This window comes from Bacillus sp. SW14 (assembly GCF_047608225.1).
Taxonomy (GTDB): domain Bacteria; phylum Bacillota; class Bacilli; order Bacillales; family Bacillaceae; genus Bacillus; species Bacillus subtilis_G.
In genome coordinates this window covers 2,662,526-2,687,996 of the sequence record NZ_JBLKRW010000001.1, presented here as the reverse complement: position 1 = coordinate 2,687,996, position 25,471 = coordinate 2,662,526, and the positions used below count along the sequence as shown (strand labels likewise).

30 protein-coding genes are annotated in these 25,471 nt (G+C 43.6%); 25 read left to right on the top strand and 5 right to left on the bottom strand.

Annotated elements, in window-relative coordinates; translation table 11 throughout:
- The first annotated feature begins 92 nt into the window (after positions 1 to 92).
- From cyoE to ctaG, 6 genes are all read left to right on the top strand, one after another.
- Complete coding sequence (gene cyoE / locus ACMX2I_RS13795) at positions 93 to 1,010, top strand: heme o synthase (RefSeq protein WP_039073848.1); 918 nt, start codon at positions 93 to 95, stop codon at positions 1,008 to 1,010.
- A gap of 239 nt (positions 1,011 to 1,249) precedes the next feature.
- Positions 1,250 to 2,320: a cytochrome c oxidase subunit II gene (gene coxB / locus ACMX2I_RS13790; protein ID WP_087992170.1), complete on the top strand. Its 1,071-nt coding sequence runs from the start codon at positions 1,250 to 1,252 to the stop codon at positions 2,318 to 2,320.
- A gap of 32 nt (positions 2,321 to 2,352) precedes the next feature.
- Positions 2,353 to 4,221 (top strand): cytochrome c oxidase subunit I, encoded by a 1,869-nt coding sequence (gene ctaD, locus ACMX2I_RS13785; RefSeq protein WP_414957229.1) that lies wholly within the window; start codon positions 2,353 to 2,355, stop codon positions 4,219 to 4,221.
- Positions 4,221 to 4,844: a cytochrome c oxidase subunit III gene (ctaE, locus tag ACMX2I_RS13780; protein ID WP_252685724.1), complete on the top strand. Its 624-nt coding sequence runs from the start codon at positions 4,221 to 4,223 to the stop codon at positions 4,842 to 4,844. Before ctaD ends, ctaE begins: the two co-directional genes overlap by 1 nt.
- Positions 4,845 to 4,846: 2 nt before the next feature.
- Positions 4,847 to 5,179 carry a cytochrome c oxidase subunit IVB gene (gene ctaF / locus ACMX2I_RS13775; RefSeq protein ID WP_414957228.1) on the top strand — a complete coding sequence of 111 codons (333 nt, stop codon included), beginning with the start codon at positions 4,847 to 4,849 and terminating at the stop codon, positions 5,177 to 5,179.
- 26 nt (positions 5,180 to 5,205) lie between these two features.
- Positions 5,206 to 6,099 (top strand): cytochrome c oxidase assembly factor CtaG, encoded by an 894-nt coding sequence (ctaG, locus tag ACMX2I_RS13770; protein WP_414957227.1) that lies wholly within the window; start codon positions 5,206 to 5,208, stop codon positions 6,097 to 6,099.
- Positions 6,100 to 6,336: 237 nt separating this feature from the next.
- On the opposite strand, the gene ACMX2I_RS13765 is transcribed toward ctaG, so the two are convergent.
- Positions 6,337 to 6,699 (bottom strand): YugN family protein, encoded by a 363-nt coding sequence (locus tag ACMX2I_RS13765; protein WP_087992166.1) that lies wholly within the window; start codon positions 6,697 to 6,699, stop codon positions 6,337 to 6,339.
- A 140-nt stretch (positions 6,700 to 6,839) separates the two neighbouring features.
- Between ACMX2I_RS13765 and ACMX2I_RS13760 the strand changes: the two genes are divergently transcribed.
- From ACMX2I_RS13760 to coaD, 8 genes are all read left to right on the top strand, one after another.
- Positions 6,840 to 7,286, top strand: a complete 447-nt coding sequence (locus ACMX2I_RS13760; RefSeq protein WP_087992165.1) for a CBS domain-containing protein — start codon at positions 6,840 to 6,842, stop codon at positions 7,284 to 7,286.
- An 81-nt stretch (positions 7,287 to 7,367) separates the two neighbouring features.
- Positions 7,368 to 8,408, top strand: coding sequence for a CAP domain-containing protein (locus ACMX2I_RS13755; RefSeq protein WP_202327705.1), 1,041 nt, complete (start codon positions 7,368 to 7,370; stop codon positions 8,406 to 8,408).
- Between the two features lie 324 nt (positions 8,409 to 8,732).
- Positions 8,733 to 9,131 (top strand): YlbD family protein, encoded by a 399-nt coding sequence (locus ACMX2I_RS13750; protein WP_414957226.1) that lies wholly within the window; start codon positions 8,733 to 8,735, stop codon positions 9,129 to 9,131.
- Between the two features lie 15 nt (positions 9,132 to 9,146).
- A complete protein-coding gene (locus tag ACMX2I_RS13745) occupies positions 9,147 to 9,386 on the top strand; it encodes a YlbE-like family protein (RefSeq protein WP_003221368.1) in 240 nt (79 codons plus the stop codon).
- A gap of 119 nt (positions 9,387 to 9,505) precedes the next feature.
- Positions 9,506 to 9,955, top strand: coding sequence for a regulatory iron-sulfur-containing complex subunit RicF (gene ricF / locus ACMX2I_RS13740; protein ID WP_148961906.1), 450 nt, complete (start codon positions 9,506 to 9,508; stop codon positions 9,953 to 9,955).
- Positions 9,956 to 10,009: 54 nt separating this feature from the next.
- The gene (locus tag ACMX2I_RS13735; protein WP_015715839.1) at positions 10,010 to 10,282 is read left to right on the top strand and encodes a YlbG family protein; all 273 of its coding nucleotides are present in this window, start codon (positions 10,010 to 10,012) and stop codon (positions 10,280 to 10,282) included.
- 324 nt (positions 10,283 to 10,606) lie between these two features.
- The gene (rsmD, locus tag ACMX2I_RS13730) at positions 10,607 to 11,161 is read left to right on the top strand and encodes a 16S rRNA (guanine(966)-N(2))-methyltransferase RsmD (RefSeq protein ID WP_414957225.1); all 555 of its coding nucleotides are present in this window, start codon (positions 10,607 to 10,609) and stop codon (positions 11,159 to 11,161) included.
- A 4-nt stretch (positions 11,162 to 11,165) separates the two neighbouring features.
- On the top strand, positions 11,166 to 11,651 hold the full coding sequence (gene coaD, locus ACMX2I_RS13725; RefSeq protein ID WP_414957224.1) for a pantetheine-phosphate adenylyltransferase: 486 nt from the start codon (positions 11,166 to 11,168) through the stop codon (positions 11,649 to 11,651).
- A gap of 13 nt (positions 11,652 to 11,664) precedes the next feature.
- Here coaD and spoVV read toward each other — a convergent pair whose 3' ends face one another.
- Positions 11,665 to 12,891 carry a dipicolinic acid transporter SpoVV gene (gene spoVV / locus ACMX2I_RS13720; RefSeq protein WP_414957223.1) on the bottom strand — a complete coding sequence of 409 codons (1,227 nt, stop codon included), beginning with the start codon at positions 12,889 to 12,891 and terminating at the stop codon, positions 11,665 to 11,667.
- A gap of 179 nt (positions 12,892 to 13,070) precedes the next feature.
- Between spoVV and ACMX2I_RS13715 the strand changes: the two genes are divergently transcribed.
- Positions 13,071 to 13,853 (top strand): patatin family protein, encoded by a 783-nt coding sequence (locus ACMX2I_RS13715; RefSeq protein ID WP_087992158.1) that lies wholly within the window; start codon positions 13,071 to 13,073, stop codon positions 13,851 to 13,853.
- A gap of 1 nt (position 13,854) precedes the next feature.
- Positions 13,855 to 14,880, top strand: coding sequence for a protease DdcP (ddcP, locus tag ACMX2I_RS13710; protein ID WP_414957222.1), 1,026 nt, complete (start codon positions 13,855 to 13,857; stop codon positions 14,878 to 14,880).
- A 192-nt stretch (positions 14,881 to 15,072) separates the two neighbouring features.
- Here the strand turns inward: ddcP and ACMX2I_RS13705 are convergent, their stop codons facing one another.
- Both ACMX2I_RS13705 and ACMX2I_RS13700 read right to left on the bottom strand, forming a co-directional pair.
- Entirely contained in the window at positions 15,073 to 16,320 is a 1,248-nt protein-coding gene (locus ACMX2I_RS13705; protein WP_414957221.1) for a nucleotidyltransferase, read from the bottom strand.
- Entirely contained in the window at positions 16,317 to 16,502 is a 186-nt protein-coding gene (locus tag ACMX2I_RS13700; RefSeq protein WP_414957220.1) for a hypothetical protein, read from the bottom strand. Before ACMX2I_RS13700 ends, ACMX2I_RS13705 begins: the two co-directional genes overlap by 4 nt.
- A gap of 27 nt (positions 16,503 to 16,529) precedes the next feature.
- Here ACMX2I_RS13700 and ACMX2I_RS13695 point away from each other — a divergent pair, with 27 nt between their 5' ends.
- From ACMX2I_RS13695 to gerR, 3 genes are all read left to right on the top strand, one after another.
- Positions 16,530 to 17,048, top strand: coding sequence for a YceD family protein (locus tag ACMX2I_RS13695; protein ID WP_148961898.1), 519 nt, complete (start codon positions 16,530 to 16,532; stop codon positions 17,046 to 17,048).
- Positions 17,049 to 17,069: 21 nt separating this feature from the next.
- Entirely contained in the window at positions 17,070 to 17,249 is a 180-nt protein-coding gene (gene rpmF / locus ACMX2I_RS13690; protein ID WP_003154457.1) for a 50S ribosomal protein L32, read from the top strand.
- Between the two features lie 145 nt (positions 17,250 to 17,394).
- Positions 17,395 to 17,979, top strand: coding sequence for a sporulation specific transcriptional regulator GerR (gerR, locus tag ACMX2I_RS13685; protein ID WP_087992153.1), 585 nt, complete (start codon positions 17,395 to 17,397; stop codon positions 17,977 to 17,979).
- Between the two features lie 55 nt (positions 17,980 to 18,034).
- Here the strand turns inward: gerR and ACMX2I_RS13680 are convergent, their stop codons facing one another.
- Complete coding sequence (locus ACMX2I_RS13680) at positions 18,035 to 18,517, bottom strand: N-acetyltransferase (RefSeq protein ID WP_087992152.1); 483 nt, start codon at positions 18,515 to 18,517, stop codon at positions 18,035 to 18,037.
- Positions 18,518 to 18,674: 157 nt separating this feature from the next.
- Here ACMX2I_RS13680 and ACMX2I_RS13675 point away from each other — a divergent pair, with 157 nt between their 5' ends.
- The 6 genes from ACMX2I_RS13675 to pbpB all read left to right on the top strand — a co-directional run bounded on the left by ACMX2I_RS13675 (position 18,675) and on the right by pbpB (position 25,362).
- Complete coding sequence (locus ACMX2I_RS13675) at positions 18,675 to 19,571, top strand: 2-dehydropantoate 2-reductase (RefSeq protein ID WP_414957219.1); 897 nt, start codon at positions 18,675 to 18,677, stop codon at positions 19,569 to 19,571.
- A 69-nt stretch (positions 19,572 to 19,640) separates the two neighbouring features.
- On the top strand, positions 19,641 to 21,260 hold the full coding sequence (bshC, locus tag ACMX2I_RS13670) for a bacillithiol biosynthesis cysteine-adding enzyme BshC (RefSeq protein WP_414957218.1): 1,620 nt from the start codon (positions 19,641 to 19,643) through the stop codon (positions 21,258 to 21,260).
- A 125-nt stretch (positions 21,261 to 21,385) separates the two neighbouring features.
- A complete protein-coding gene (mraZ, locus tag ACMX2I_RS13665; protein WP_003221402.1) occupies positions 21,386 to 21,817 on the top strand; it encodes a division/cell wall cluster transcriptional repressor MraZ in 432 nt (143 codons plus the stop codon).
- Positions 21,818 to 21,886: 69 nt separating this feature from the next.
- Positions 21,887 to 22,822 (top strand): 16S rRNA (cytosine(1402)-N(4))-methyltransferase RsmH, encoded by a 936-nt coding sequence (gene rsmH, locus ACMX2I_RS13660; protein ID WP_414957217.1) that lies wholly within the window; start codon positions 21,887 to 21,889, stop codon positions 22,820 to 22,822.
- Positions 22,823 to 22,861: 39 nt separating this feature from the next.
- Complete coding sequence (gene ftsL / locus ACMX2I_RS13655) at positions 22,862 to 23,215, top strand: cell division protein FtsL (RefSeq protein WP_087992148.1); 354 nt, start codon at positions 22,862 to 22,864, stop codon at positions 23,213 to 23,215.
- A complete protein-coding gene (pbpB, locus tag ACMX2I_RS13650; protein ID WP_289347130.1) occupies positions 23,212 to 25,362 on the top strand; it encodes a penicillin-binding protein 2B in 2,151 nt (716 codons plus the stop codon). Before ftsL ends, pbpB begins: the two co-directional genes overlap by 4 nt.
- The last annotated feature ends 109 nt before the right edge of the window (positions 25,363 to 25,471 follow it).

The following is a 25,471-nucleotide window of genomic DNA, read 5'->3' as shown; positions in this document are numbered from 1 at the left end:
AATAGGATGTTTTTTTACAAGATGTTATCTTGTATGATAGAGTTGCAGGTTTTTTATTGTCCTGCGTTAGGTTTGTAAGGGAGGTTTACGTTATGGCTAACTCCAGAATCATAAATGATACAGCTATAGACGGACAAATTGAAGAAACAACGGCATGGAAAGATTTTCTGTCCCTTATTAAAATAGGGATCGTCAATTCCAATCTCATCACGACTTTTACTGGAATGTGGCTTGCACTGCATATTTCCGGTTTGAGTTTTTTAGGCAATATAAACACCGTTCTTCTTACATTAATCGGGTCATCTCTGATTATTGCGGGCTCTTGCGCGATCAATAACTGGTATGACCGGGATATCGATCATCTGATGGAGCGCACGAAAGTAAGACCGACGGTTACGGGTAAAATTCAGCCGAATCAGGCGTTATGGTCCGGAATTTTGCTGGTTGCTTTAGGATTGATCATGCTGCTGATGACAACTGTCATGGCTGCTGTTATCGGTTTTATCGGAGTCTTTACGTATGTTGTATTGTATACAATGTGGACGAAACGCCGCTATACGATTAACACAGTAGTAGGAAGTGTTTCCGGCGCTGTTCCGCCACTTATTGGATGGACGGCAGTGGAAGGGCATATCGGTGTCGTGGCATGGGTATTATTCATGATTTTATTTATTTGGCAGATCCCTCATTTTTTAGCATTGGCTATTAAGAAAACTGAGGATTACAGAGCTGCAAATATTCCGATGCTTCCTGTCGTATACGGATTTGAAGTGACAAAAAGACAAATTATTGTGTGGGTTGCGTGCCTGATGCCACTTCCGTTTTTCCTTGGAAGCTTGGGCCTGCCGATTGTCATTCTCGGCTTGCTGTTAAATATCGGCTGGCTGATTCTCGGCTTGATGGGCCTCCGCACCAAAAATATCATGAAGTGGGCAACGCAGATGTTCATTTACTCGCTCAATTACATGACAATCTATTTCGTTGCCATGGTTGTCTTGACTCTTTTTTAAAAAATAGATACATTGCTTGTTTTATCGCTTCAAAATAATCGATGACAACTAGTAAATGCCGCCTTGACCTTTTGTTTAATCAGGCGGCTTTACTTTTATACATAGATGGCATTTTGAGTCAAAAAACTCATATTTTAAGAGAAGTGGAAATGTAAGTGCTTTATTGGTGATAGGCTGGATTGCGACGAATTTCGATCTGCTCTCCGCCTTTGTATTGACCAGAAAAGGGGTTGGGTGAAATGGTAAAGCATTGGCGTCTTATTTCATTATTAGCCTTAGTGCCGCTTCTATTAAGCGGATGTGGAAAACCTTTTTTATCCACGCTCAAGCCTGCTGGCGAGGTGGCTGATAAACAGTATGACCTGACAGTGCTCAGCACATTGATTATGGTGGTTGTTGTTGCAGTAGTATCTGTTATCTTCTTTTATGTGATTGTGAGATTCAGAAGATCACGGGTCGGTGAGAATACGATACCGAAACAGGTAGAGGGGAACAAATTTTTAGAAATCACATGGACCGTGATCCCGATTTTGCTGCTCATTATTCTTGTGATCCCTGTCGTACTATATACGCTAGAGCTAGCAGATACATCACCAATGGATAAGAAAAGCCGCAAAGCTGAGGATGCTCTTGTAGTCAATGTCCGGGCAAATTTATATTGGTGGGAGTTTGAATACCCTGATTACGGGATTATCACAAGTCAGGAGCTGATTGTGCCGACAGACCAGCGTGTGTATTTTAATTTAAAAGCCTCAGATGTAAAACATTCTTTCTGGATTCCTTCAGTTGGAGGAAAACTTGATACGAATACGGATAATGAAAATAAGTTTTTCCTGACATTTGATTCAAAACGAAGCAAAGAGGCAGGAGATATGTTTTTTGGAAAGTGTGCAGAGCTTTGCGGCCCTTCACACGCGCTGATGGATTTTAAGGTAAAGACGATGTCTGCAAAAGAATTTCAGGGCTGGACAAAAGAAATGAAAAACTATAAGTCTACAGCAGAGAGTGATTTGGCTAAGCAGGGCGAAGAACTCTTTAAAGAGAAGAACTGCCTGAGCTGCCATGCGGTCGAGCCGAATGATAAGCGGGCAGAAGCAGCAAGAACAGCCCCCAACTTAGCGACCTTCGGTGAAAGGGCAAAAGTGGCAGGGGTGAAAGACGCTAACGAAGAAAATGTGAAGGATTGGCTGAAGGATCCTGAGAGCATAAAACCGGGGAACAAAATGACTGGAACATATCCGAAGCTCTCAGACAGTGAAACAGATGCACTTTATGAATACTTAAAAGGCTTAAAAACGGAAAGCAAGTAGGAAAGAAAGGGAGATATTAGGGGAGGTCGCATATGTTGAACACGCTTACAGAAAAGCGGACGCGCGGATCTATACTTTGGGATTATTTGACGACGGTGGACCATAAAAAAATCGCGGTTCTTTACTTAATCGCCGGGGGATTCTTCTTTCTTGTCGGCGGAATTGAAGCGATGTTTATCAGAATTCAGCTTGCAAAGCCGGAAAATGCTTTTCTCAGTGCTCAAGCATACAATGAAGTCATGACAATGCACGGGACGACGATGATCTTTCTGGCCGCGATGCCGCTTTTATTTGCCTTGATGAATGCGGTCGTGCCTTTGCAGATTGGGGCTCGTGACGTTTCGTTTCCATTTTTAAACTCACTCGGTTTTTGGCTCTTCTTTTTCGGGGGCATCTTCTTAAATCTAAGCTGGTTTTTGGGCGGAGCGCCAGATGCGGGCTGGACGTCATACGCCTCACTTTCGCTTCATTCTGAAGGGCACGGCATAGACTTTTTCGTCCTCGGACTGCAAATATCGGGGCTCGGGACGCTGATAGCCGGGATTAACTTTTTGGCCACGATTATCAACATGAGGGCGCCCGGCATGACGTACATGAGGCTGCCTTTGTTTACATGGACAACATTTGTGGCTTCGGCATTGATTTTGTTTGCCTTTCCGCCGCTTACGGCCGGATTGGCTCTGATGATGCTGGATCGGCTGTTTGGCACCAATTTCTTTAATCCAGAGCTTGGCGGGAATACGGTCATTTGGGAGCATTTGTTTTGGATCTTTGGCCACCCGGAGGTTTATATCTTGATTTTGCCTGCATTCGGTATTTTTTCAGAGGTCATTCCTGTGTTCGCCAGAAAGCGTTTGTTTGGGTATTCATCAATGGTTTTTGCCATCGTGCTCATTGGCTTTCTAGGTTTTATGGTTTGGGTCCATCACATGTTTACGACAGGTCTCGGACCGATTGCAAATGCGATTTTTGCGGTTGCCACAATGGCTATCGCGATTCCGACCGGGATTAAAATTTTCAACTGGCTTTTGACGATTTGGGGAGGAAATGTAAAGTATACGACCGCTATGCTGTATGCCGTCTCCTTTATACCGTCCTTCGTGCTCGGCGGTGTAACGGGAGTTATGCTGGCAGCGGCTGCTGCTGATTATCAGTTCCATGATACGTATTTTGTGGTGGCGCATTTCCACTATGTCATTATTGGCGGTGTGGTATTCGGCCTTTTAGCCGGTGTGCATTTCTGGTGGCCGAAAATGTTCGGTAAAATTCTGCATGAGACGATGGGGAAAATTTCATTTGTATTGTTTTTTATCGGCTTTCACCTTACGTTTTTCATTCAGCATTTTGTCGGTTTAATGGGTATGCCGCGCCGGGTTTATACGTTCTTACCAGACCAGGGTCTTGAAACCGGCAACTTGATCAGTACAATCGGGGCGTTTTTTATGGCGGCAGCAGTTATTCTTCTGCTGGTCAATGTCATCTGGACATCGGTAAAAGGAGAATATGTCGGAGCCGATCCATGGCAGGACGGACGTACGCTTGAATGGACTGTTTCTTCACCGCCGCCTGAGTATAATTTTAAACAGCTTCCTTTTGTCAGAGGGCTTGATCCGCTTTGGATTGAGAAGCAGGCAGGACACAGCTCAATGACGCCGGCTGAACCGGTAGATGATATTCATATGCCGAACGGCTCAATACTGCCGTTCATCATTTCCTTTGGCCTCTTTGTCGCAGCGTTCGGGCTGATGTACAGAACCGAACACGCTTGGGGCCTGCCGGTGATCTTTATCGGGCTCGGCATCACATTTATCACGATGTTGCTTCGCTCAGTCATTGATGATCACGGTTATCATATTCATAAAGAGGAACTGCCGAACGATGATAAAGGGGTGAAGGCATAATGCAAATTGAAGAAAAATTCACCGCGGAAACCTTTCCAGCTTCTCCCGAAAAAGTAACACTGGAAGGGAAAAATAAATTTTTAGGCTTTTGGCTTTTTCTTGGGGGAGAGACAGTTTTGTTCGCGTCTCTCTTCGCCACGTTTCTCGCACTCCGGAATTCAAACGCCGGTGACCCGCCTACGACGGAAATGTTTGATGTGACGCTTGTGTTTATTGCCACAATGCTTTTATTAACGAGCAGTTTAACGAGTGTGTACGCGATGTACCACATGAAGAACTTTTCCTTTGGCAAAATGCAGCTTTGGCTTGGAATTACGCTCTTATTGGGGGCGGGATTTTTAGCATTGGAAATTTATGAGTTTATGCATTACACCCATGAGTTTGGCTTTACGATCACAAGCTCTGCGCTCGGTTCCGCGTTTTACACGCTTGTCGGTACACACGGCGCCCACGTGGCATTTGGGCTTATGTGGATCAGCACGCTGATGATCCGCAATGCCAAAAGGGGACTAAACCTGTATACGGCGCCTAAGTTTTATCTTGCAAGTCTTTATTGGCACTTTATTGATGTCGTGTGGGTCTTCATCTTTACCGTTGTATATTTAATGGGGATGGTGGGATAAACATGGTCGGTAAAAAAAGCAAGGGGCATATCAACAGCGGCCTTGAATTTAAGAAAAAGAAGCACGCTCAGGAGATGAAATATCAGGTTCTGTCTTTTGGTCTAATGATCGGCCTTACGATTGTGGCCTTTCTCACTGTGGCAACGGACGGTGTCGCCAGCTGGTTTACGATTCCTTTCATTATTCTGCTTGCTGCGATTCAAGTCATCTTCCAGCTTTATTATTTCATGCATATGAATCAAAAAGGGCATGAAGCGCCGGCACTGTTTTTGTATTCAGGCATGTTTGTCGCGTTCATCACTGTGCTTGCGTTTGTCACAATTATATGGTGGTAATGTGAACAGCCGCCGGAGGTGAAATAATGGATCAGTTAGATGTGTTTGGGTTTCGCGCGATGTGGAGCCCTTATCTTTTTTGTATCCTGTTGGGTATTATGGTGCTTTATCTCTATTTTTACTGGCGAATGTTTTCAAAGCCAGAACGGATAACAGGTAAAGAGATGGTGTGCTTTCTATCGGCGATGCTGTTTTTATATGCAGCAGAGGGGAGTCCGGTAGATCTGCTCGGCCATATTATGTTCAGCGCTCATATGGTGCAAATGGCTGTCCTGTATTTGGTCGTCCCGCCATTATTAATTGCGGGAATTCCCGCATGGCTCTGGGAAAAGATCATTTTCAGGCCTGCCATTAAACCGGTTTTTTCATTCTTTTCGACACCTTTAATTGCTTTGCTTTTGTTTAACGGCATTTTTTCGTTATATCATGTTCCACTTATATTTGATACTGTCAAAACGGATCCGTTTTATCATACATTAATGACTTGGCTCATCTTTGTACTGGCGTTTTTGATGTGGTGGCCGCTTGTTCATAAGGTAGAGCGTCTCCCGCAGCTCAGCGGCTTGATGAAGCTGGGATATATTATGGCGGACGGTATGCTGCTCACGCCTGCTTGCGCGCTGATCATGTTCAGCGGCGCGCCGTTATACGCGACCTATACAGACCCGTCTGCGTGGGCTGAGGCAATGAAGCTTTGTGTGCCTGCGGATATGATGGGGCAGGTCCCATTAACAGGACCGGAGATGTTAAATACACTCCCTTTGTTGGAGGATCAGCAACTCGGAGCAGTCATGATGAAAATCATCCAGGAAATTGTGTACGGCACTTTTTTGGCGCTTGTTTTTTTTCAATGGGTGAAGAAAGAAAGAGAAAAGGACGGGCAGGAGGAACCGCCGTATATTCAACAGACGATATCATAAAAGGTACAGCTGAAGATGCTGTACCTTTTCAGCGTGTCGACAAACCCACGCATTCGTTGTCAAGTCTGCGCGTTGGAACTCACGAATGAAAACATTCGCTCCGCTCCAATGCTCGCCTTTCCTAGACTTCAAGGGTTTTCAATCACGCTGAAAAGATGACAAAATGCTAAAATCAAAACCGTTTTGCATTTTGTCAACCAATCTGAAAGGAACAGCAGAAGATGCTGTTCCTTTTCATTACATTTGAACTGTTTTTAACATGTCGGATATGTCCTGAATCAGTGCCTTGCTTTTTGTTACAACCTGTACGGGAAACTCTTCCGTTTCTCCATATTCTACTCCGTGCGGGTAGTAATGCTTACCTAAGAGAGGGGGCATTAATTGAATCACGGCGCGGCCGCTTCCAACATCGCCCTCAGCCGCAATGCCTGGTATCCGCAGGTAAAACGTACCCTCAATCGTCGAAAACTTTCTGTCATAGGTGACTCTTTCGTAATCCCATTGACCCGCTCTGATGAGACCTTTGCTTTCCATCAAGTCGTCTAGCCAGCTGAGCTCAGCCTTTACTCCTTCAAGCCCGCTTTCAGTAAACTTCAACACTGACCCCTCCTTATAAAAATTACCTTTCCTGACAATCATAGTATGAAAGCGTTAAACTTTCAATGAATCTTCTTCTTTTGAAAGTATGCAAAAAATAAATTTTGACGAAAATAGCACTAGACTAAAGGAGGGCTATACGGATGACAAAAATAAAAGATCTGATGACAGCCGACTTGCAATATTGCACGGTATTAGATAATGTATATGAAGCTGCAGTAAAGATGAAGGACGCGAATATAGGTGCGGTTCCGGTAGTAGATGAGGATGGAGAAACCCTCGTTGGCATCGTGACCGACCGGGATCTCGTGTTAAGAGGAATCGCTATAAAAAAACCGAATTCGCAAAAAATCACTGACGCGATGACCGAAAAACCTGTCAGTGTGGAGGAAGATGCTTCAGTCGATGAGGTTCTTCATTTGATGGCATCACATCAGCTCAGAAGGATACCCGTTACAAAAAACAAAAAGCTGACTGGAATCGTCACGCTTGGTGATCTTTCTTTATCTGAGCAAACGAATGAACGTGCCGGCAGCGCCTTATCGGATATTTCCGAGGGTGATGACAGAGAAGAAGGCTTTTTTCATTAACACATAAATCTTTGACATGTTAAATAGGCTGTATTGTAATGAGATGTAAGGCAAGACACGTGATCGCACGGGGGTGATAGATTGAAAAATATATTGAGAGCACTGGTTATCCTCTTGATTATCTGCGGAACTTATGTTCTGTTTATTCAATACGGATCTGTTCCTGAAAAAAAATCCAATGACAGCGAGCCTCAAGTGTCTAACGAGGAAGCGCAAAGCGGCAAACGAATACATATGCCGACTTCAGGGTTATTGTCCTTTATGGGCAAGTCCGCCGATGATGTAACAAAAAAGCTTGGGAAACCTGAACGCATTGACCCTTCCGCATATGATTACGATTGGTGGGTTTACAATCAAGGAAAGGACCAATATATCCAAATCGGAGTATTAAATAATAAAGTGGTCACATTATTTGCAGCTGGGAATGATATTAACGCAAAGCCTTTCAAAATTGGCGAATCAACCGGAGAAGTATTCAAGACGACTCAGGTGGCGCCGTTTGTGAATGTAGAGTATAAAGGAAATTCCTATCGATTTGAGTTTTCTGAAGAGGATATCAATACCAGACCGACTGTAAAGGTAGGAAAGATGTATGTCCAGCTGTATATGGACAAATTTGAGGGGAAGTTATCCAGCATCAGGGCGTTTGATGCGCAAACCTTTGTAAAGCAAAGACCTTATGAGGTTGTATACCGCGGTGAATTAATGAAGTCAAAAGATGTTTCAGATGATAAGTGGGAAAAGATCCAAACGACGAGCGAAAAGCAAATATTTGATTTGACGAATGTCATACGTGTCAAGTATGGACTTGCGAAGCTTGAGTGGGACCAGCCGACGGCAGAAGTAGCTTTTGGACATAGCGAGGATATGAAGGACAATAACTATTTCTCCCATGTTTCTAAAAAATACGGGACGCTGAAAGACCGCTTAGAAGAAGGGGATGTTGACTTTCAGCAAGCGGGAGAAAACATCGCATACAATTATGTGGACGGCCCGGCCGCTGTAGAAGGCTGGCTTAATAGTGAAGGCCATCGAAAAGCGCTTCTAAATTCAGATTATACGCATCTAGGTGTCGGAGTAGACCGGAAATATTACACCCAAAATTTTATTAAGCGATGGTAATGAAAAGCCGCGAACGGTTGGTTCCGCGGCTTTTTTATTTCCACATAATCGGCTGGTCTGGATGTGATGGTACAGAGGAGGCCGATACTCTTCCTGCGTTCGATCACCTTTATTGTGTTGGGGCAAATCTAGAAACATTCCATCCTGATAGCAGCCATCTGTGCGATATTTAAAAAACGGAGCAGAACGGCGGTATTCTGACTCTCAAATTGCTCTGCGCTCCCTGTGATAATAAATGAAGATATTGGTGTGAATATAGGCGAACACAATGCCTCACAAAACGATACATTGTAGTAGGTATCATTTTCGGAGGGGGTGAGGATTGTGGCGAACCAACACGCCAATCATTCAATCAATGACTTTAAACAATTCGTCAAAAAGCATCCCAAGCTGATAAAAGAAGTGCGTAAAGAACAAAGAAGCTGGCAGGACGTCTATGAGAATTGGGTCCTCTTCGGGGAGAGCGACCCGATTTGGGATCCGTATCGGGAACCGGAAGAAGGCACGAATGCTGTGCCAGAAACGGCGGAAAAAAATGATTTTGTCTCTAAAATGGTAACAGCGGTGAAAAAAATGGATGTCAATCAAATGAACGAACAAATCAATAAAATGAGCCAGTCAATTTCATCATTGCAAAGTCTTCTTCATACATTTTCCGGGAGCGGCCAAAAGCAATCTCAGCCAGGCTCTGGACAGCATCCTTTTTCTTTTCGAAAGGATTAAAAAAGGAGAGCTTATATGCGCAAAGAGGTTCAGGAATTTATTTCAGCAAATGAAGAACGGAAACGATTCATCAGAGAACAGCCGATATGGTACCGCAGGCTTTCGAGAAAACCGGATGATCTGTCCTCCTTTCAGCTTGAGATGATGAACTTTTATGAAAAAACCATACCGCACCGGGTAAACCAGTTTACGAACGGGATCCAAATGGCGCAAATGATGATGCAAATGTTTCAAGCGATGCGGACAAAAGATTGAAAGGCCCGAAAGAGGGTCTTTTTTCATGCTGTAAATGCAGGGAGATTGTTTTCAGGCTTCGGCTAAGGATTTTCCAATTGGCTGGTTTCATGGTAAACTAACAACTGGAGGTGCGTGTTATGTATGCGACGATGGAATCCGTGCGGCTTCAAAGTGAAGCTCAGCAGCTTGCCGAGATGATTCTGCAGTCGGAGACGGCTGAGAACTACCGCAATTGTTACAAGCGTCTCCAAGAAGATGAAGAGGCAGGGCGGATTATTCGTTCTTTTATCCAAATAAAAGAGCAGTATGAGGATGTACAGCGTTTTGGCAAATATCATCCTGACTATAGAGAAATATCCCGGAAAATGAGGGAGATCAAGCGGGAGCTGGATCTGAACGATAAGGTGGCTGACTTCAAGAGAGCTGAAAATGAGCTCCAGTCTATTCTTGATGAGGTTAGCGTCGAGATTGGAACAGCTGTTTCAGAGCATGTTAAAGTTCCGACTGGGAACCCTTATTTTGATGGTTTGTCTTCGTGCGGAGGCGGCTGCGGTTCGGGCGGAGGCTGCGGATGCAAAGTGTCCTGACGAGACTGGCCGTCTCGTCTTTTACATATAAGAGAAATCAGGCAGGTGATTGTATTGGAGAATAGGCGCCAGGGTATGGTTGTGTATCTGCATTCCCTAAAACAAAGCAAAATGCTGAGGAAGTTCGGAAATGTGCACTATGTATCAAAACGCTTAAAATATGTCGTGCTGTATTGCGATATGAATCAAATTGAAAAAACAATGGACAAGATCGCTTCTTACTCGTTTGTGAAAAAAGTGGAGCCTTCTTATAAACCGTTTTTAAAATTGGAATTCGAGTCAAAGCTTGATAAAGCAAAAGAATACGATTATAAAATCGGCATATAGCTCTATAAAAAAATCCCCGCAGGCTTCTGCGGGGTCCTTCTATTCCTTAACAAGTTAAGGAGAAGGCAAAGGGAGAGGAGAAACCGGAGGAAGAACTTATGGGGAAACGTAAGTCTTCTCCGCGGTTGGCAACAACATCCTCTAGATGCTGTTGTTTATAGTATGGACAAGGATCAGTCTGCCTATACACCTGTTTTAACAAGATTACGTTCATTGTTTGCAAGAATGCTTTATGTTAAGATAGGATTGATTTTTTTCTATGTACATAGCGGCGTCCGGCCGAACAAAGAAACAAAATAGCTTTTAGAAAAAGTGGTGTGGAATATGAGAGTAATTTCTGGATCAAAAAAAGGCCGTTCACTAAAGGCCGTGCCGGGAACATCAACAAGACCGACAACCGACAAAGTGAAGGAATCCATTTTCAATATGATCGGCCCTTATTTTGACGGGGGCAGGGGACTGGACTTATTCGCGGGGAGCGGAGGACTTGGAATCGAAGCGCTTTCACGCGGGTTTGAGCATTGTATATTCGTTGACCGTGATTTTAAAGCGATTCAAACGGTAAAATCAAATTTAAAAACGCTGGAGCTTACAAAACATGCACAGGTATACCGCAATGATGCGGAACGGGCTTTGCACGCTGCTGCAAAAAGAGAAACTGCCTTTCGCGGCATTTTTCTTGATCCGCCGTATAAGGAACAAAAGCTGAAAGCGCTTTTAACGATGATTGACGAATGTCAAATGCTGGAAGAATACGGCTTTATCGTTACTGAGCATGACAGAGAGGTCGAGCTTCCTGAAGCTGTAGGAGATCTTGTGATGGCAAGAAAAGAAACCTATGGACTTACAGGTGTAGCGATTTATAAAAAGAGGGGGTAGTGTTGTGGCGAGTATAGCTGTCTGTCCCGGCAGTTTTGATCCGGTGACCTACGGGCATCTGGACATCATCAGACGCGGGGCGCATATTTTTGAACAAGTGTATGTGTGTGTGTTGAATAATTCTTCAAAAAAACCTTTGTTCAGTGTAGAAGAAAGGTGTGAGCTTTTGAGAGAAGTGACAAAAGACATCCCGAACATAACAGTTGAAACGTCGCAAGGGCTATTAATTGATTATGCAAAAAGAAAAAATGCGAAAGCGATTTTAAGAGGCTTGAGAGCGGTGTCTGATTTTGAATACGAGATGCAGGGGACATCTGTAAACCGTGTTCTTGATGAATCCATTGAAACGTTTTTTATGATGACAAACAATCAATATTCGTTTTTAAGTTCAAGCATTGTCAAAGAAGTGGCAAGATACAAAGGCACTGTATCAGAATTTGTGCCGCCGGAAGTAGAGCTGGCGCTTCAGCAAAAATTCAGACAAGGATGAGGGGTTTTGTGACTCATCCTTTTTTTGTGCCGTTTGTCAGTCTGAAAGAACAAATGATAATGTACGTAAACAGTGCGCATAATGTGACAACAGGTCCAATCTGCACCAGCTGATTCCAACCGTTTATAAGTGCTGTTGGCATTTCGCCGCTATGAAGAGATTTGAAAACATACTGATATGGATCATTCCATGCCGTGTATAGAGGTTTCCATAAAAGCATGACGAAGACGGCGGCATAAACGCCCTGCAGCAAACGCGCGATAAAGAATGGTTTAAATCTGATATCGGTTTCCGATAAAATACCTGCCACTTGAGCTTGAACAGAAAAGCCGCTAAACCCGAGAATAAAGCTGACGATAATGGCTTGTTGCAGAAGAGTAACGTCTGTTTCGCTGACAAGCTTGCTTCCCAGCGTAATTTCAAACATTCCTGATAATAGAGGGATGTCCAATTGAGCTGGAAGCTGAAACAAGGCCAGCGCACCTTTTGTGAATACAGACAGAATATCAGTCAACTGCACCACGGATAACAGCCTGTTAAAGACAGAAAACAAAATAATAAACCCGCCCACCATGAGAAGCGTTTGAACAGAAGATGTCACGGCGTCGCCTAAAATTTTGCCCAGAGGCCGTTTTTCCGCAAGTCTGGCGGTATGCAGAGCGTGTAAAGCATCTTTGATCGAAGGAAAAGGAATCGTTTTCTTATTTCTGAGATGCTGCTCTTCTTTGCGTCCATAGGAACGCATCGTTAAACCGACAGCCAGATTCCCTAAATAGTGTGCGGTAGCCAATAATATGCCCAATGACGCGTTTTGAAAGAAACCGACGGCAACAGCGCCAAAAATAAAGAGCGGATTTGAAGAATTGGTAAACGACGCAAGCCGTTCTGCTTCTACTCTTGAAATCTGTTTTTCCTGCCGCAGACGGGCAGTGAGTTTTGCTCCCGCTGGGTTTCCTGATGCCATTCCCATAGCAAGAACGAAGCCGCCGACACCCGGCACGCGAAAGATCGGCCGCATAAAAGGCTCAAGCAAAACACCGACAAACCGCACAATGCCAAAACCGATTAAGAGTTCAGACAGAATAAAAAATGGCAGCAATGACGGAAACACAACCTCCCACCACATAGAAAGCCCGGTTTTAGAGGCTTCGAATGAGGCCTGCGGATGTGAGATGACAGTCGCTGTTAAAAAAAGAAAAAACGAAGCAATTAAAAGTGTATGAATCTTCGACAAGTTCATTCTTACCTCCCCGATGCTAAAAATGCCCAATCACATGTATATCATGATAAAATATGTATGACACGAAACGGCCAAGCAGTACCTGTCCTTTTGAATCTTTGTACTAATATACGAGCATAGGGGTTCAGTTTAGACCATAGAATTCGGTATACAGGGAATTCAGGCAGGAGGTCAACGCTTTGGTCAAACCTAAAATCGGGTTAGCGTTAGGATCGGGAGGGGCCAGGGGGCTCGCTCATCTCGGTGTGCTCTCCAGTTTACATAAGCATCAAATTGAAGTGGATATGATTGCGGGGAGCAGCATGGGCGCTTTGGTAGGCAGTTTCTATGCCGCCGGCCACGATGTGGCAACGATGGAGAAAGTCGCTAAAGTCTTTAAACGGCGGCTTTATGCTGATTATACGGTTCCGAGGCTCGGTTTTTTAAAAGGTGATCGCGTCAGGCAGCTTGTGCATGCTTATACATTCGGAAAACCGATCGAAGAGCTTCAAATCCCGCTGGGCATTGTGGCGTGTGATTTACAGACAGGAGAAAAGATTGTGTTCCGCAAGGGCTCGGTGTCAGATGCGGTGCGGGCGAGCATCAGCATACCAGGTATCTTTATTCCGCAGAAGCTGGACGGACGGCTTCTTGTAGACGGCGCGGTCGTCGACCGAATCCCGGTTTCTGTTGTCAAAGACATGGGGGCTGATATTATCATCGCTTCGGATGTCTCCAGGGTTCGAAAAACCGAAACGGCGGCGCATATTTTTGATGTGATTATGCAAAGTATGGATATACTGCAAAATGAATTGGTGCGACATCAAACGATTGCCGCGGATATCATGATTCGCCCTTCTCTTGAAACATACAGCTCCAGCTCGTTTGCTAATATTGAAGCAATGATATCGGCAGGCGAGGAAGCGACAGACCGAATGATCAGCAAGATAAAAAAAGAAATAGAGAATTGGGAGGGCTCATAATTTGCTTCGTAAAAAACATTTTAGCTGGATGCTTGTCATCCTCATTCTGATTGCCGTTTTATCATTTATAAAACTTCCATACTATATTACAAAACCGGGAGAAGCGACAGAGCTTGCTTCACTGATAAAAGTGGAGGGAGGCTACCCGGAAACAGGAAGTCTGTCCTTAATGACTGTCAAAGTGGGACCGGCTAATCCGTTTACATATGTGTGGGCGAAGGTTCACTCTTATTATGAAATAGTTCCTGATGAAATCATCAAGGAAGAAGGCGAATCAGATGAGGAGTATATGAAAAGGCAGCTCCAAATGATGAAAAGCTCGCAAGAAAACGCCGTCATAGCGGCCTATCAAAAGGCAGGAAAAAAAGTCAGTTATTCCTTTAACGGCATATACGCTAGCTCAGTTGTAGAAAACATGCCCGCAAAAGGGAAAATAGAAGTCGGTGATAAAATTATTAGGGCAGACGGCAAAAACTATCAGTCTGCTGAAAAGCTGATTGATTATATCAGCAGCAAAAAAGCGGGAGATAAAGTCCGGTTAAAAATTGAAAGAGAAGAAAAAGAAAAGATGATCACCCTTACATTAAAACAATTTCCCGATGAGCCGGAACGGGCAGGCATCGGAGTTTCGCTCTATACGGACAGGAACGTGAAAGTGGAGCCCGATATTGATTTTGAAATCGAAAATATCGGCGGCCCGTCAGCAGGGTTAATGATGTCTCTGGAAATCTATAATCAGCTGACAAAACCAGACGAAACAAAAGGCTACGAGATTGCGGGAACCGGTACCATTGATGTTGACGGAAAAGTAGGCCCGATCGGCGGCATCGATCAGAAAGTCGTCGCCGCGGACAAAGCCGGAAAAGACATTTTCTTCGCCCCAAATCAAAACGGCGCCAGCAATTCCGATTATGAAAACGCAGTGAAAACAGCAAAAGATATTGATTCAGATATGAAGATTGTGCCTATTGATACGATGCAAGACGCGATTGATTATTTGAATAAGCTGAAAGCGAAAAGCACCTGATACTCAAGTGCTTTCAGCGTGTCGATAAACTTCCGCATTCGTTGTCAGGGCTGCGCGTCGGTGCTCAATACGGAGTGGAACGGGCAGACGTCCTGCCTAAACGCCGCCGTCTTCACATCCTTTGAAATGCTGCTCCGATGCTCGGCCTTCCTAGACTTCAACAATTTGAAGCACCTGAAACTCAGGTGCTTTTTATATATTTAAAAAGCGTTGTTCATGCTCGTCATATCGAATGGGAGTACGTCCATATTCCTGCAGGGCAAATTCAGTTCTCAGCGGTTCTTCTATCGGCAGACTGTAGATTCTGCTTGCTTTTATGTCCAGATCGAGTGCCGGATGGGAGAAAGAGGATAGTTTGCTGACAAGCGGAACGGACATCGCTTTTTTCTTTTCTGATAAATAAGACTGTCCTTTTTTCGTCATGCCGAGAAGCCTAATATAAGGCACCTCTTCGCCGGCAAGCAGCTTATGCATCTCCTGTTTGTTCGTTCTGGTTAAAATGTGCGTGTTCATCCGCTGGAGCCTTGTCCACGTATAACGTTTTGTTTTCAGCAGCTCCATAAATTCCTGATAGGAGCTGGCTTTTCTGATCGAACGAAGAATTCTGTGTTCTAAGCCTTCCTCCACCTCGTATACGTGCTGTAATTCCTGTGCTGTGACAGTCGACAGGCTGTATTTTAAGTAAGAAAAATAGCTTTCAGGTGTATGCCACAATCCGAAAGATTTTCGGTAATGTGCTAATTCACTTGCGGATGTACCAGGAAGAAAACGAAGGCAGGCTTCAAGATTCTGTTCAAACATCGCTTTTCTGATACTTGTGGCGCTTGCGATATGGTTTTCGCCTTCAGGAAGGTCGGCATCATGATAGTCCGAGGAAATGCGCGCTGTGGTATAAGGTTTCGTTGGATATCCCCCGGAAAGAATGGAAGTCACATAATGATATCCCAGAATGTTGTTTGGCTTTGATAAATCAAGCGCATTTTCTGTATGTAAAATGGATCTGAAGGCGATAGCTGCCGCGGCTGGGTAGCTGGCCCCCTTTTTAAGTTCTTCTTTGATACACTGATCAAATGTATGCTTATGCTCATCAATAAGCTTTGCTGTTTCTATAAACGGCTTAATATCACCATTTTCACTCCCGAAAAAAAGCGCCTCGCATCCAAGTTTGTTCAGAATGGAAACACTGCCGCGTGCGAAAATCTCCGCTTTTTGCACCGCATAAAGATAAGGCAGTTCAATGACAAGATCGACTCCGCTTTGCAGCGCCATTTTTGTTCGGGCCCATTTTGACACTACAGCCGGTTCTCCGCGCTGTAAAAAATGTCCGCTCATTACAGCAACAGCCGTGTCACATCCGGTTTGCCGCTTTGCTGTTTGGGCATGATAAAGGTGACCGTTATGAAAGGGATTATATTCAACCACCAATCCGACAGCTTTCATATTTTTTCCGCCTTTCTTGCTATGTTTAAAAACGTATGGTACATTTGCAAATGGAAACTCTTACGTCTTATTTTTAATCTAAGTGTATGCATCGCATATACCGCTGTCAACGATACTTGAATGGCAGCATTATGCTGTAAAGAAAAAATATTGACAAAAACAATCTTAAAAGCTATAATCATGTTTGTTGCTTTCATGAGGTGATACAAATGAAATGGACGATTTATCAGCTGCATCAAATGCCAAACCAAAGTTTTGAGTTTGATGAAACAGTTGAGTTAAATGAGCTGACAAAGCTGAATTCTGACATCCGCCGCATTTCTCCCGTTCGGGTGAAGGGCAGAGCGGATATTAAATCGAAACAGGTTTCGTTTGATTTTACGATTTCAGGCGAAATGATTTTGCCATGCTCAAGAACACTCGTTGATGTTGCGTATCCATTTGAAATTTCAACAAAAGAACTGTTTATATTTCATCAGACGGATGATATAGAAGATGATGACGTTCACATTGTTGAGGACGATACTATCGACTTAACTCCGATCGTGAAAGAAGAAATTCTTTTAGAAATCCCTATGCAAATCTTTTGTGAATCTGAACAAGAAAAAGGAGCTGCTCCTCAAGAAGGAAAGGACTGGCAAGTCATTTCAGAGGAAGACAAGAAGAATCAAGTCGATCCGAGACTTGCAGCCCTCGAAAAGCTCTTAAAACAAGATGATGAATCTTAACTCTTTAAGGAGGTGGGAATAATGGCTGTACCTTTTAGAAGAACTTCTAAAATGAAGAAAAGATTGCGCCGTACACATTTCAAACTTAATGTACCTGGTATGACAGAATGTCCGTCATGCGGAGAGATGAAATTGTCTCACCGTGTATGCAAAGCATGCGGATCATACAACGGCAAAGACATAAATGTGAAAAGTAACTAATAAGAAAAGCGCAGGGTGAAAGCCCTGCGCTTTTTCTTATTCTCTTCCTGTCAGCTTGCGGAAAATTTGTAAGTGCAAATAGTCTATCTAATCTATTACCGGCATATGTATGAGATAAATAAGCTGACATGGAGGGAGATTAAATTTGACCATTACAAGACAAGATGCTTGGACTCAGGATGAGGATTTGCTGCTGGCAGAAGTGGTGCTTCGCCATATTCGAGAGGGAGGAACACAGCTATCAGCCTTTGAGGAGGTTGGAAGAGCGCTGACCAGAACCGCAGCAGCCTGTGGGTTCAGGTGGAACTCGTATGTGAGAAAACAATACCAATCAGGCATAGAGCTTGCGAAAAAGCAGAGGAAAGAACTGAGAAAACAAATCGGCGTTCATTCGGTCAATTTGCCGAATTCCGTAAAGCAAACCGCCGCGGCAGCGTCAACAGAAGGAAAACGAGATTTGTCCATTCAGGATGTCATTCAATTTCTCGAACAATTCAAAGAAACGCCGTCTGCACATGAATTTCAGCTCGAAAGGGAAAAATTGAAGAGGCAAATCCAATCGCTGCAAAAGGAGCTTGAGGACTTACGGAGTGAAAATCAAACATTGAGGAACCAGCTAGAGATGACAGAAGAGGATTACAAGGCGCTGATCGATATTATGGACCGGGCCAGAAAAATGGTTGTTTCTAAGGAAGACGGAAGAATGAAAAAAAAGGCTCAAGAAACGTAATGAACGCCTGAAATGAACCGGCCGTAGAGTGTGAATAGGCCGGTTGTTTTTATTTCTATGCAGATTCTCCCGGTGTCATTTCTTGATCCATATCAGGGTGCCAGATGAGCGGGTTTTCCCCTTTGTCCCGCGCCATATCATATTTAACAGTTTCAAAGTTCATTTTATTCCAAAATTCCGCTGATTTCATTCGCGGATTTGTCCGAATCGGCATTTTGAATGATTTAGCAAATTCAACCAACGCTTTCCCATATCCCCTGTTTTGGTAGCCCGGAAGAACCTCAAGCTTCCAAAGCTCCAAATAATCCTGATGATTGTCGAAATAAGGATTCGATTTGCCATTAACTTGATATAGACTCATTCGCGCTACAAGTTTATCCCCAAAATAAATCCCGTAAAAAGGCGAAGTGCTGTCATTTTCAATAATATTATCCTGAAGATCTTCAAGCATTGAAAGCTCCTGAATGCCGTATTCTTTGAACTTCTTGAATTCTTCAAGCGTTTTATAGTTGACGAGCAGACGTTCTACCTTTACCATGCAATCTCCCCCTTTGTTGTTTCTACATATATTGTAAACGCTTTATTTAAAAAATCCAAATATTAAAACTTTAATTTTAAGCACACGGAACCTTTGAGAAGTAATTTATTCTTACTTCTGCTATGATAATACGTAAATGTTAATTGGGTGTGACAACATGAAAATTGGGATTATCGGCGGAGGCTCTGTCGGTCTTTTATGCGCCTATTATTTGTCACTTCATCACGAGGTGACTGTTGTGACGAGGCGGGAAGAGCAGGCTGCGGCCATTCAGTCTGAAGGGATCCAGCTTGATAAAGGCGGAGAAGAATTCAGCGCTGATTGCAGTGCGGACACGAGTATCAATTCGGACTTTGATCTGCTTGTCGTGACAGTAAAGCAGCATCAGCTCCAGTCTGTTTTTCCGTCGCTTGAACGGATCAGGAAAACGAATATATTATTTTTGCAAAACGGTATGGGGCATATCCACGACTTGAAAGACTGGCGCGTTGGCCATTCCATTTATGTTGGAATTGTTGAGCACGGAGCTGTTAGGAAATCAGATACAGCTGTTGATCATACGGGTTTGGGTGCGATAAAATGGAGCGCGTTCGATGACGCTGAACCAGATCGGCTCAACATTTTGTTTCAGCATAACCATTCGGATTTTCCGATTCGTTATGCGGCGGATTGGTACCGTTTGCTGACGGGCAAGCTGATTGTTAACGCTTGTATCAATCCGTTAACCGCGTTATTGCAGGTGAAAAATGGAGAACTGCTGACAGCGCCTGCTTATCTCGCTTTTATGAAGCTGGTTTTTCAGGAGGCGTCCCGCATTTTAAGGCTTAAAAACGAAGAAGAGGCTTGGGAGAGGGTTCGGGCCGTTTGCGGGCAAACGAAAGAAAACCGCTCTTCTATGCTGGTTGACGTTATCGAAGGCCGGCAGACGGAAGCTGACGCCATTATCGGATATTTATTGAAGGAAGCTAGCATTCGCGGCCTTGATGCTGTCCACCTCGAGTTTTTATACGGGAGCATTAAAGCTTTGGAGCGAAATACAAACAAAGTCTTTTGAGCTTTTTCTGTAACATGCTATACTCATTTCGGATAACTAACTATTTATTTAGAAAGGAAGTTCTAGAAGATGCAGCTAACTGAACTTTCCATCAAAAATCAGAATGTGTTTGTACAGCACTATATAGATGGCAAAGAAGAAATGTCTTCTTTTTTTGATTACAGCATTCATCATAAGGACATGTGGCGCGACAGACTGAAGGACTTATCCTCCCGGTTTTTCGCAAGAGAGGAGTTGGCGGCATACTTATCCTCCTACCATAATAAATTCGGTTCAAGTGCTATGCAGTCTGCTATTGAGAAGCTGAAGGATCCGTCAAGCGCCGCTGTTGTCGGCGGACAGCAGGCAGGACTTTTAACAGGACCGCTTTATACTATACATAAAATCATTTCAATCATTGTGTTAGCAAAGGAACAAGAAAAGCAGCTGCAAGTGCCTGTCATCCCGATTTTCTGGGTGGCCGGAGAAGACCACGATTTGGATGAAATTAATTTTGTCCATACATCTGAAGAGAATGGTCCCGTGAAAACAAAGCTGCCCCAGTCTTATTGGAAGAAATCTTCGGCAGCGAGCACAACTCTTGATCAGGAAAAATGCGCCGCATGGATAGATGGTGTATTTGCCGCTTTTGAAGAAACAGACCATACGAATACACTTCTCGACAATGTGAAGCGATGTTTAAGTGAATCTGTTACATTCACTGATTTCTTTGAACTGCTGATCGCGGATCTGTTCCAAGAGGAGGGGTTAGTTTTATTAAATTCTGGAGATCCGGGGATTAAAAAGCTTGAAACGGCCATGTTCCAAAAGATTCTCCGGGAAAATGATGAACTCGCCCTTGCTGTTTCAGATCAGCAGGCCTTCATGCGTGAAGCTGGCTACAAGCCGATTATCGAGTCCGGAAAAGAGCAGGCGAATCTGTTTTATGAATATGAAGAAGAGCGTTTTTTAATTGAAAAAGACAACGGCCGTTTTGTCATCAATGAGCTTGATATGGGATGGACGATGGATGAACTTTATACACATATAGAAGAACATCCTGAGCGCTTCAGCAATAATGTTGTAACGAGACCGTTAATGCAGGAATACCTCATTCCGACTTTAGCCTTTATTGCAGGGCCTGGAGAAATTAACTACTGGGGTGAGCTTAAACAGGCCTTTACGGTGATGGGCTTTAAAATGCCTCCGGTTATGCCGAGGCTGAATATTACGATACTTGAACGGCATATTGAGAAAAAAATGCTTGAACGGGATATCTCATTACAAGATGCGATTGAACGCGGTACGGAGAATCAAAGAGAGATATACTTTGAGCATCAGATTCCGGAAGAGTTTACCGCGGTGATGGATCAGGCGAAAAGACAAATTGAAGCGGTTCACAAAACGGTAAGGCACGAGGCGTTAAAGGTTGATCAAAGCATGGAACCTTTACTCCTGAAGAACGCCGCTTTTATTCAGGATCAGCTTCAATTTTTAGAGCGGACAGTGACGAAACGAATTGAAGAAAAAGAAGGCTGCGTCTTGAAGGATTATGAGAGAATCCAAAATAGCATTAAGCCGTTGCTTGCGCCGCAAGAGCGAATTTGGAATATCATGTATTATTTGAACAGGTACGGTCCAAAATTCTTCACATCATTCAAGAATCTGCCATTTTCTTTTCAAAATCAACATCAAGTTGTCAAACTTTGAAATAAAGTTTTAAAGAACCCTGACTAGTTCAGGGTTTTTTTTTATGGGTAAACAGTGTAAAATGAAGTTGTGGAGAGAAGTGGTGGATAGTGGTGAGTTAAGGAGAGAAAGTGGGGCAAGAGATCATGTTTATGGGTGAATATCAGCATACCATCGATGCGAAGGGCCGCATGATCGTACCCGCTAAATTCAGAGAAGGCCTTGGCGAGCAGTTTGTGCTGACCAGAGGGCTTGACCAATGTCTCTTCGGCTACCCTATGCACGAATGGAAACAAATTGAAGAAAAACTAAAAGCACTTCCTCTCACTAAAAAAGATGCCCGCGCGTTTACCCGTTTCTTCTTTTCAGGGGCGACCGAATGCGAACTGGACAAGCAAGGCAGGGTAAATATCGCATCATCTCTATTGAATTACGCCAAACTGGAAAAAGAATGTGTTGTTATCGGGGTTTCTAATCGAATTGAATTGTGGAGTAAAGTAATTTGGGAACAATACACAGAAGAGCAAGAAGATTCATTTGCTGAAATTGCTGAAAACATGATTGGGTTTGATATATAATGATTCTTCGTGTATAACACTCTAAAAACAATTTCAATTCATCCTGATAAAAGGTGGGACCAACACAAGATGTTTCAACACAAAACAGTACTTCTTCGTGAAACCGTAGACGGGCTTAATATTAAACCGGACGGTACATATGTAGACTGCACACTCGGCGGAGCTGGGCACAGTACATACTTATTGCAGCAATTATCCGAGAAGGGGCGTTTAATCGCTTTTGACCAAGACGATACGGCATTAGAGCATGCCAAAGAAGCGTTGTCCGATTATAAAGGGCAGCTCATTCTGATCAAAAGCAATTTCAGGTATTTAAAAGAATGTTTGAATGAACAAGGCATTACTGAAGTAGACGGTATTTTATTTGATTTAGGGGTGTCTTCCCCGCAGCTGGATACACCGGAACGGGGATTCAGTTACCATCATGACGCACCGTTGGACATGAGGATGGACCAGTCGGCCACGCTTACGGCGAAGGAAGTCGTTAATGAGTGGCGCTATGAGGATCTCGTCCGTATCTTCTTTAAATACGGCGAAGAGAAGTTCAGCAAACAGATCGCCAGAAAAATTGAAGAGGCAAGAATCAAATCTCCTATTCAAACTACGGGCCAACTGGTCGATCTAATAAAAGACGCGATTCCCGCTCCAGCGAGAAGGAGCGGAGGACATCCCGCTAAACGCGTGTTTCAGGCAATCAGAATTGCCGTGAACGATGAACTTAAGGTGTTTGAAGAGGCTTTGGAGCAGGCAATAGAGGTTCTGAAACCAGGGGGAAGGGTATCAGTCATCACCTTCCACTCGCTTGAAGACAGAATTTGTAAATCCACTTTTAAAGAAAAGTCGTCACTTCCGGAACTTCCTCCGGGTCTTCCTGTCATACCGGAAGAGTTTGAACCAGAACTTAAACTCATCACGCGAAAACCGATTACGGCATCTCAGGAAGAGCTTGAAGAAAACAACCGGGCTCGTTCTGCGAAGCTTCGGATTGCCGAAAAAAGAAAATAACGAAACAAGAACGCAAAATAAAAAGGAGGTCATCAGCCTATGAGCAATTTAGCTTACCAACCAGAGAAACAGCAGCGGCATACGATCAGTCCTGAGAAAAAAGTAATTGTCAAGAAAAGGGCTTCCATTACTCTCGGAGAAAAAGTGCTTCTTGTCCTCTTTGCTGCGGTGGTGCTCAGCGTATCGCTTTTGATCGTATCAAAGGCGTATGCGGCATATCAAACCAATATTGAGGTGCAAAAGCTTGAGGAGCAAATTTCATCCGAAAATAAGCAAATTGGTGACCTCGAAAAAAGTGTTGCTGATTTAAGCAAACCGCAGCGCATTATGGACATTGCGGAAAAGAACGGCTTGAATTTAAAAGATAAAAAAGTGAAAAACATACAGGAATGATTCAAATGCCAAAAAAGAATAAATTTATGAATAGAGGAGCAGCGATTCTAAGTATTTGTTTCGCTCTCTTTTTCTTTGTTATCCTTGGGAGAATGGCGTATATTCAAATAACCGGAAAAGCGAATGGCGAGGTGCTTGCGACAAAAGCGACAGAGCAGCATGAAAAGAAACGGCCCATCGAAGCAAGCCGCGGCTCGATTTTAGACCGAAACGGTAAAGTGATTGCGGAAGATACAGCGACGTATAAGCTGATTGCCGTTCTTGATAAAAAAATGACCACTGATAAAAAGCATCCTCAGCATGTTCAAAACAAAGAAAAAACGGCGGAAGCGCTCTCTAAAGAGATTAAGATGGACAAGGCTGATATCCTTGATATCTTAAACAAGGATTTAAAGCAAGTGGAGTTCGGTTCAGCGGGCCGGGATATTACGTATTCGAAAAAGAAAGAAATCGAAAAGTTGAAACTCCCGGGCATTTCATTTTTACGGGATACCAAACGCTACTATCCAAATGGTGTTTTTGCATCCAATCTAGTAGGGTATGCCGAGGTTGATGAAGACACAAATGAAATTTCCGGCGCGATGGGACTAGAAAAAGTGCTGGATAAGTATTTGAAGGAGCGGGACGGATATGTGACCTATGAAAGCGACAAATCCGGCTGGGAGCTCCCGAACAGCAAAAATAAAATTACAGCGCCAAAAAATGGTGACAATGTTTATTTAACCATTGACCAGAAAATCCAAACCTTTTTGGAAGACAGTATGACAAAAGTGGCGAAAAAATACAATCCGAAAAAAATCATGGCAGCAGTCGTCGATCCGAAAACTGGAAAAGTGCTTGCCATGGGACAGCGCCCAAGCTTTGATCCGAACACCCGTGATGTGACAAACTACTATAATGATTTGATTTCATATGCATATGAACCCGGATCAACGATGAAGATTTTTACACTTGCTGCTGCGATGCAGGAAAATGTGTTTAATGCGAATGAAAAATACAAATCTGGTACGTTTGAAGTTGGCGGGGAACCTGTGAAGGATCATAATCAGGGTGTAGGCTGGGGACCGACAACGTATCATGACGGCGTCCTAAGATCGTCGAATGTTGCATTTGCGAAACTGGCGAAAGAAAAGCTGGGTTACGACCGCCTCAATCAGTACTTACACAAATTCAACTTTTATCAAAAAACAGGTATTGATTTGTCTGGAGAAGTCTCCAGTAAAATCAACTTTAAGTATGAATTTGATAAAGCATCAACCGCATATGGACAAGCTTCTGCTGTTACGCCGATTCAGCAGCTTCAGGCCGCAACAGCAATTGCGAATGACGGCAAAATGATGAAACCGTATGTCATTGACCATATTGTTGATCCAGATACAGATAAAACCGTTTATCAAAATAAGCCTGAATCAGCTGGAACTCCAATTTCTGCAAGCACTGCGAAAAAGGTGCGAGATATTTTGGGAGAAGTCGTTACATCGAAAATCGGAACAGGGAAGCCCTATAAAATCGAAGGGTTTGATGTTGCCGGAAAAACAGGTACTGCACAAATAGCAGGTAAAGGCGGATATTTAGGCGGATCAGATAATTATATCTTTTCGTTTATGGGTATGGCGCCAAAAGATGACCCTGAACTTTTAATCTATGTTGCTGTACAGCAGCCGCAGTTAAAAGCAGGGCAAACCAGTTCAGATCCAGTATCAGAAATCTTCAACCCAACAATGAAAAACAGCCTGCACTACCTGAACATCAAACCAACTGAAAAATCTGACTCGGATAAGGAAGAAACAAAAGCGCAGACGATGCCTGATTTAACAGACCAAACGGTAGCCGGTGCTCAAAAGAAAGCAAAAGAAGAAAATCTCACACCGGTTGTCATTGGCAGTGATGTCGCTGTAAAAGAACAGTATCCGAAAGCGGATGAGGAAGTTCTGACCAATCAGAAGGTCTTCCTGAAAACGGGCGGTAAAATCAAAATGCCTGATATGACAGGCTGGTCGAGAAGAGAGGTTCTTCAGTACGCCGAGCTGGCGGGAATTCACATTGAAGTAAGCGGACAGGGCTATGCTGTCAGCCAAAGCGTCAAGAAAGACAAAGAAATAAAAGACAAAACCGTAATCAAGGTGACGTTTAAAAATCCTGATTAAATAGAAAGAAAGCTTGCCGGGGATTTCCCTGCTATGCAGGCTTTCTTTTTTTATACCTTCAGAGGAGCATCGTTCTACTTGTCCAAGTTCAGGCATAAAATGAAACAAG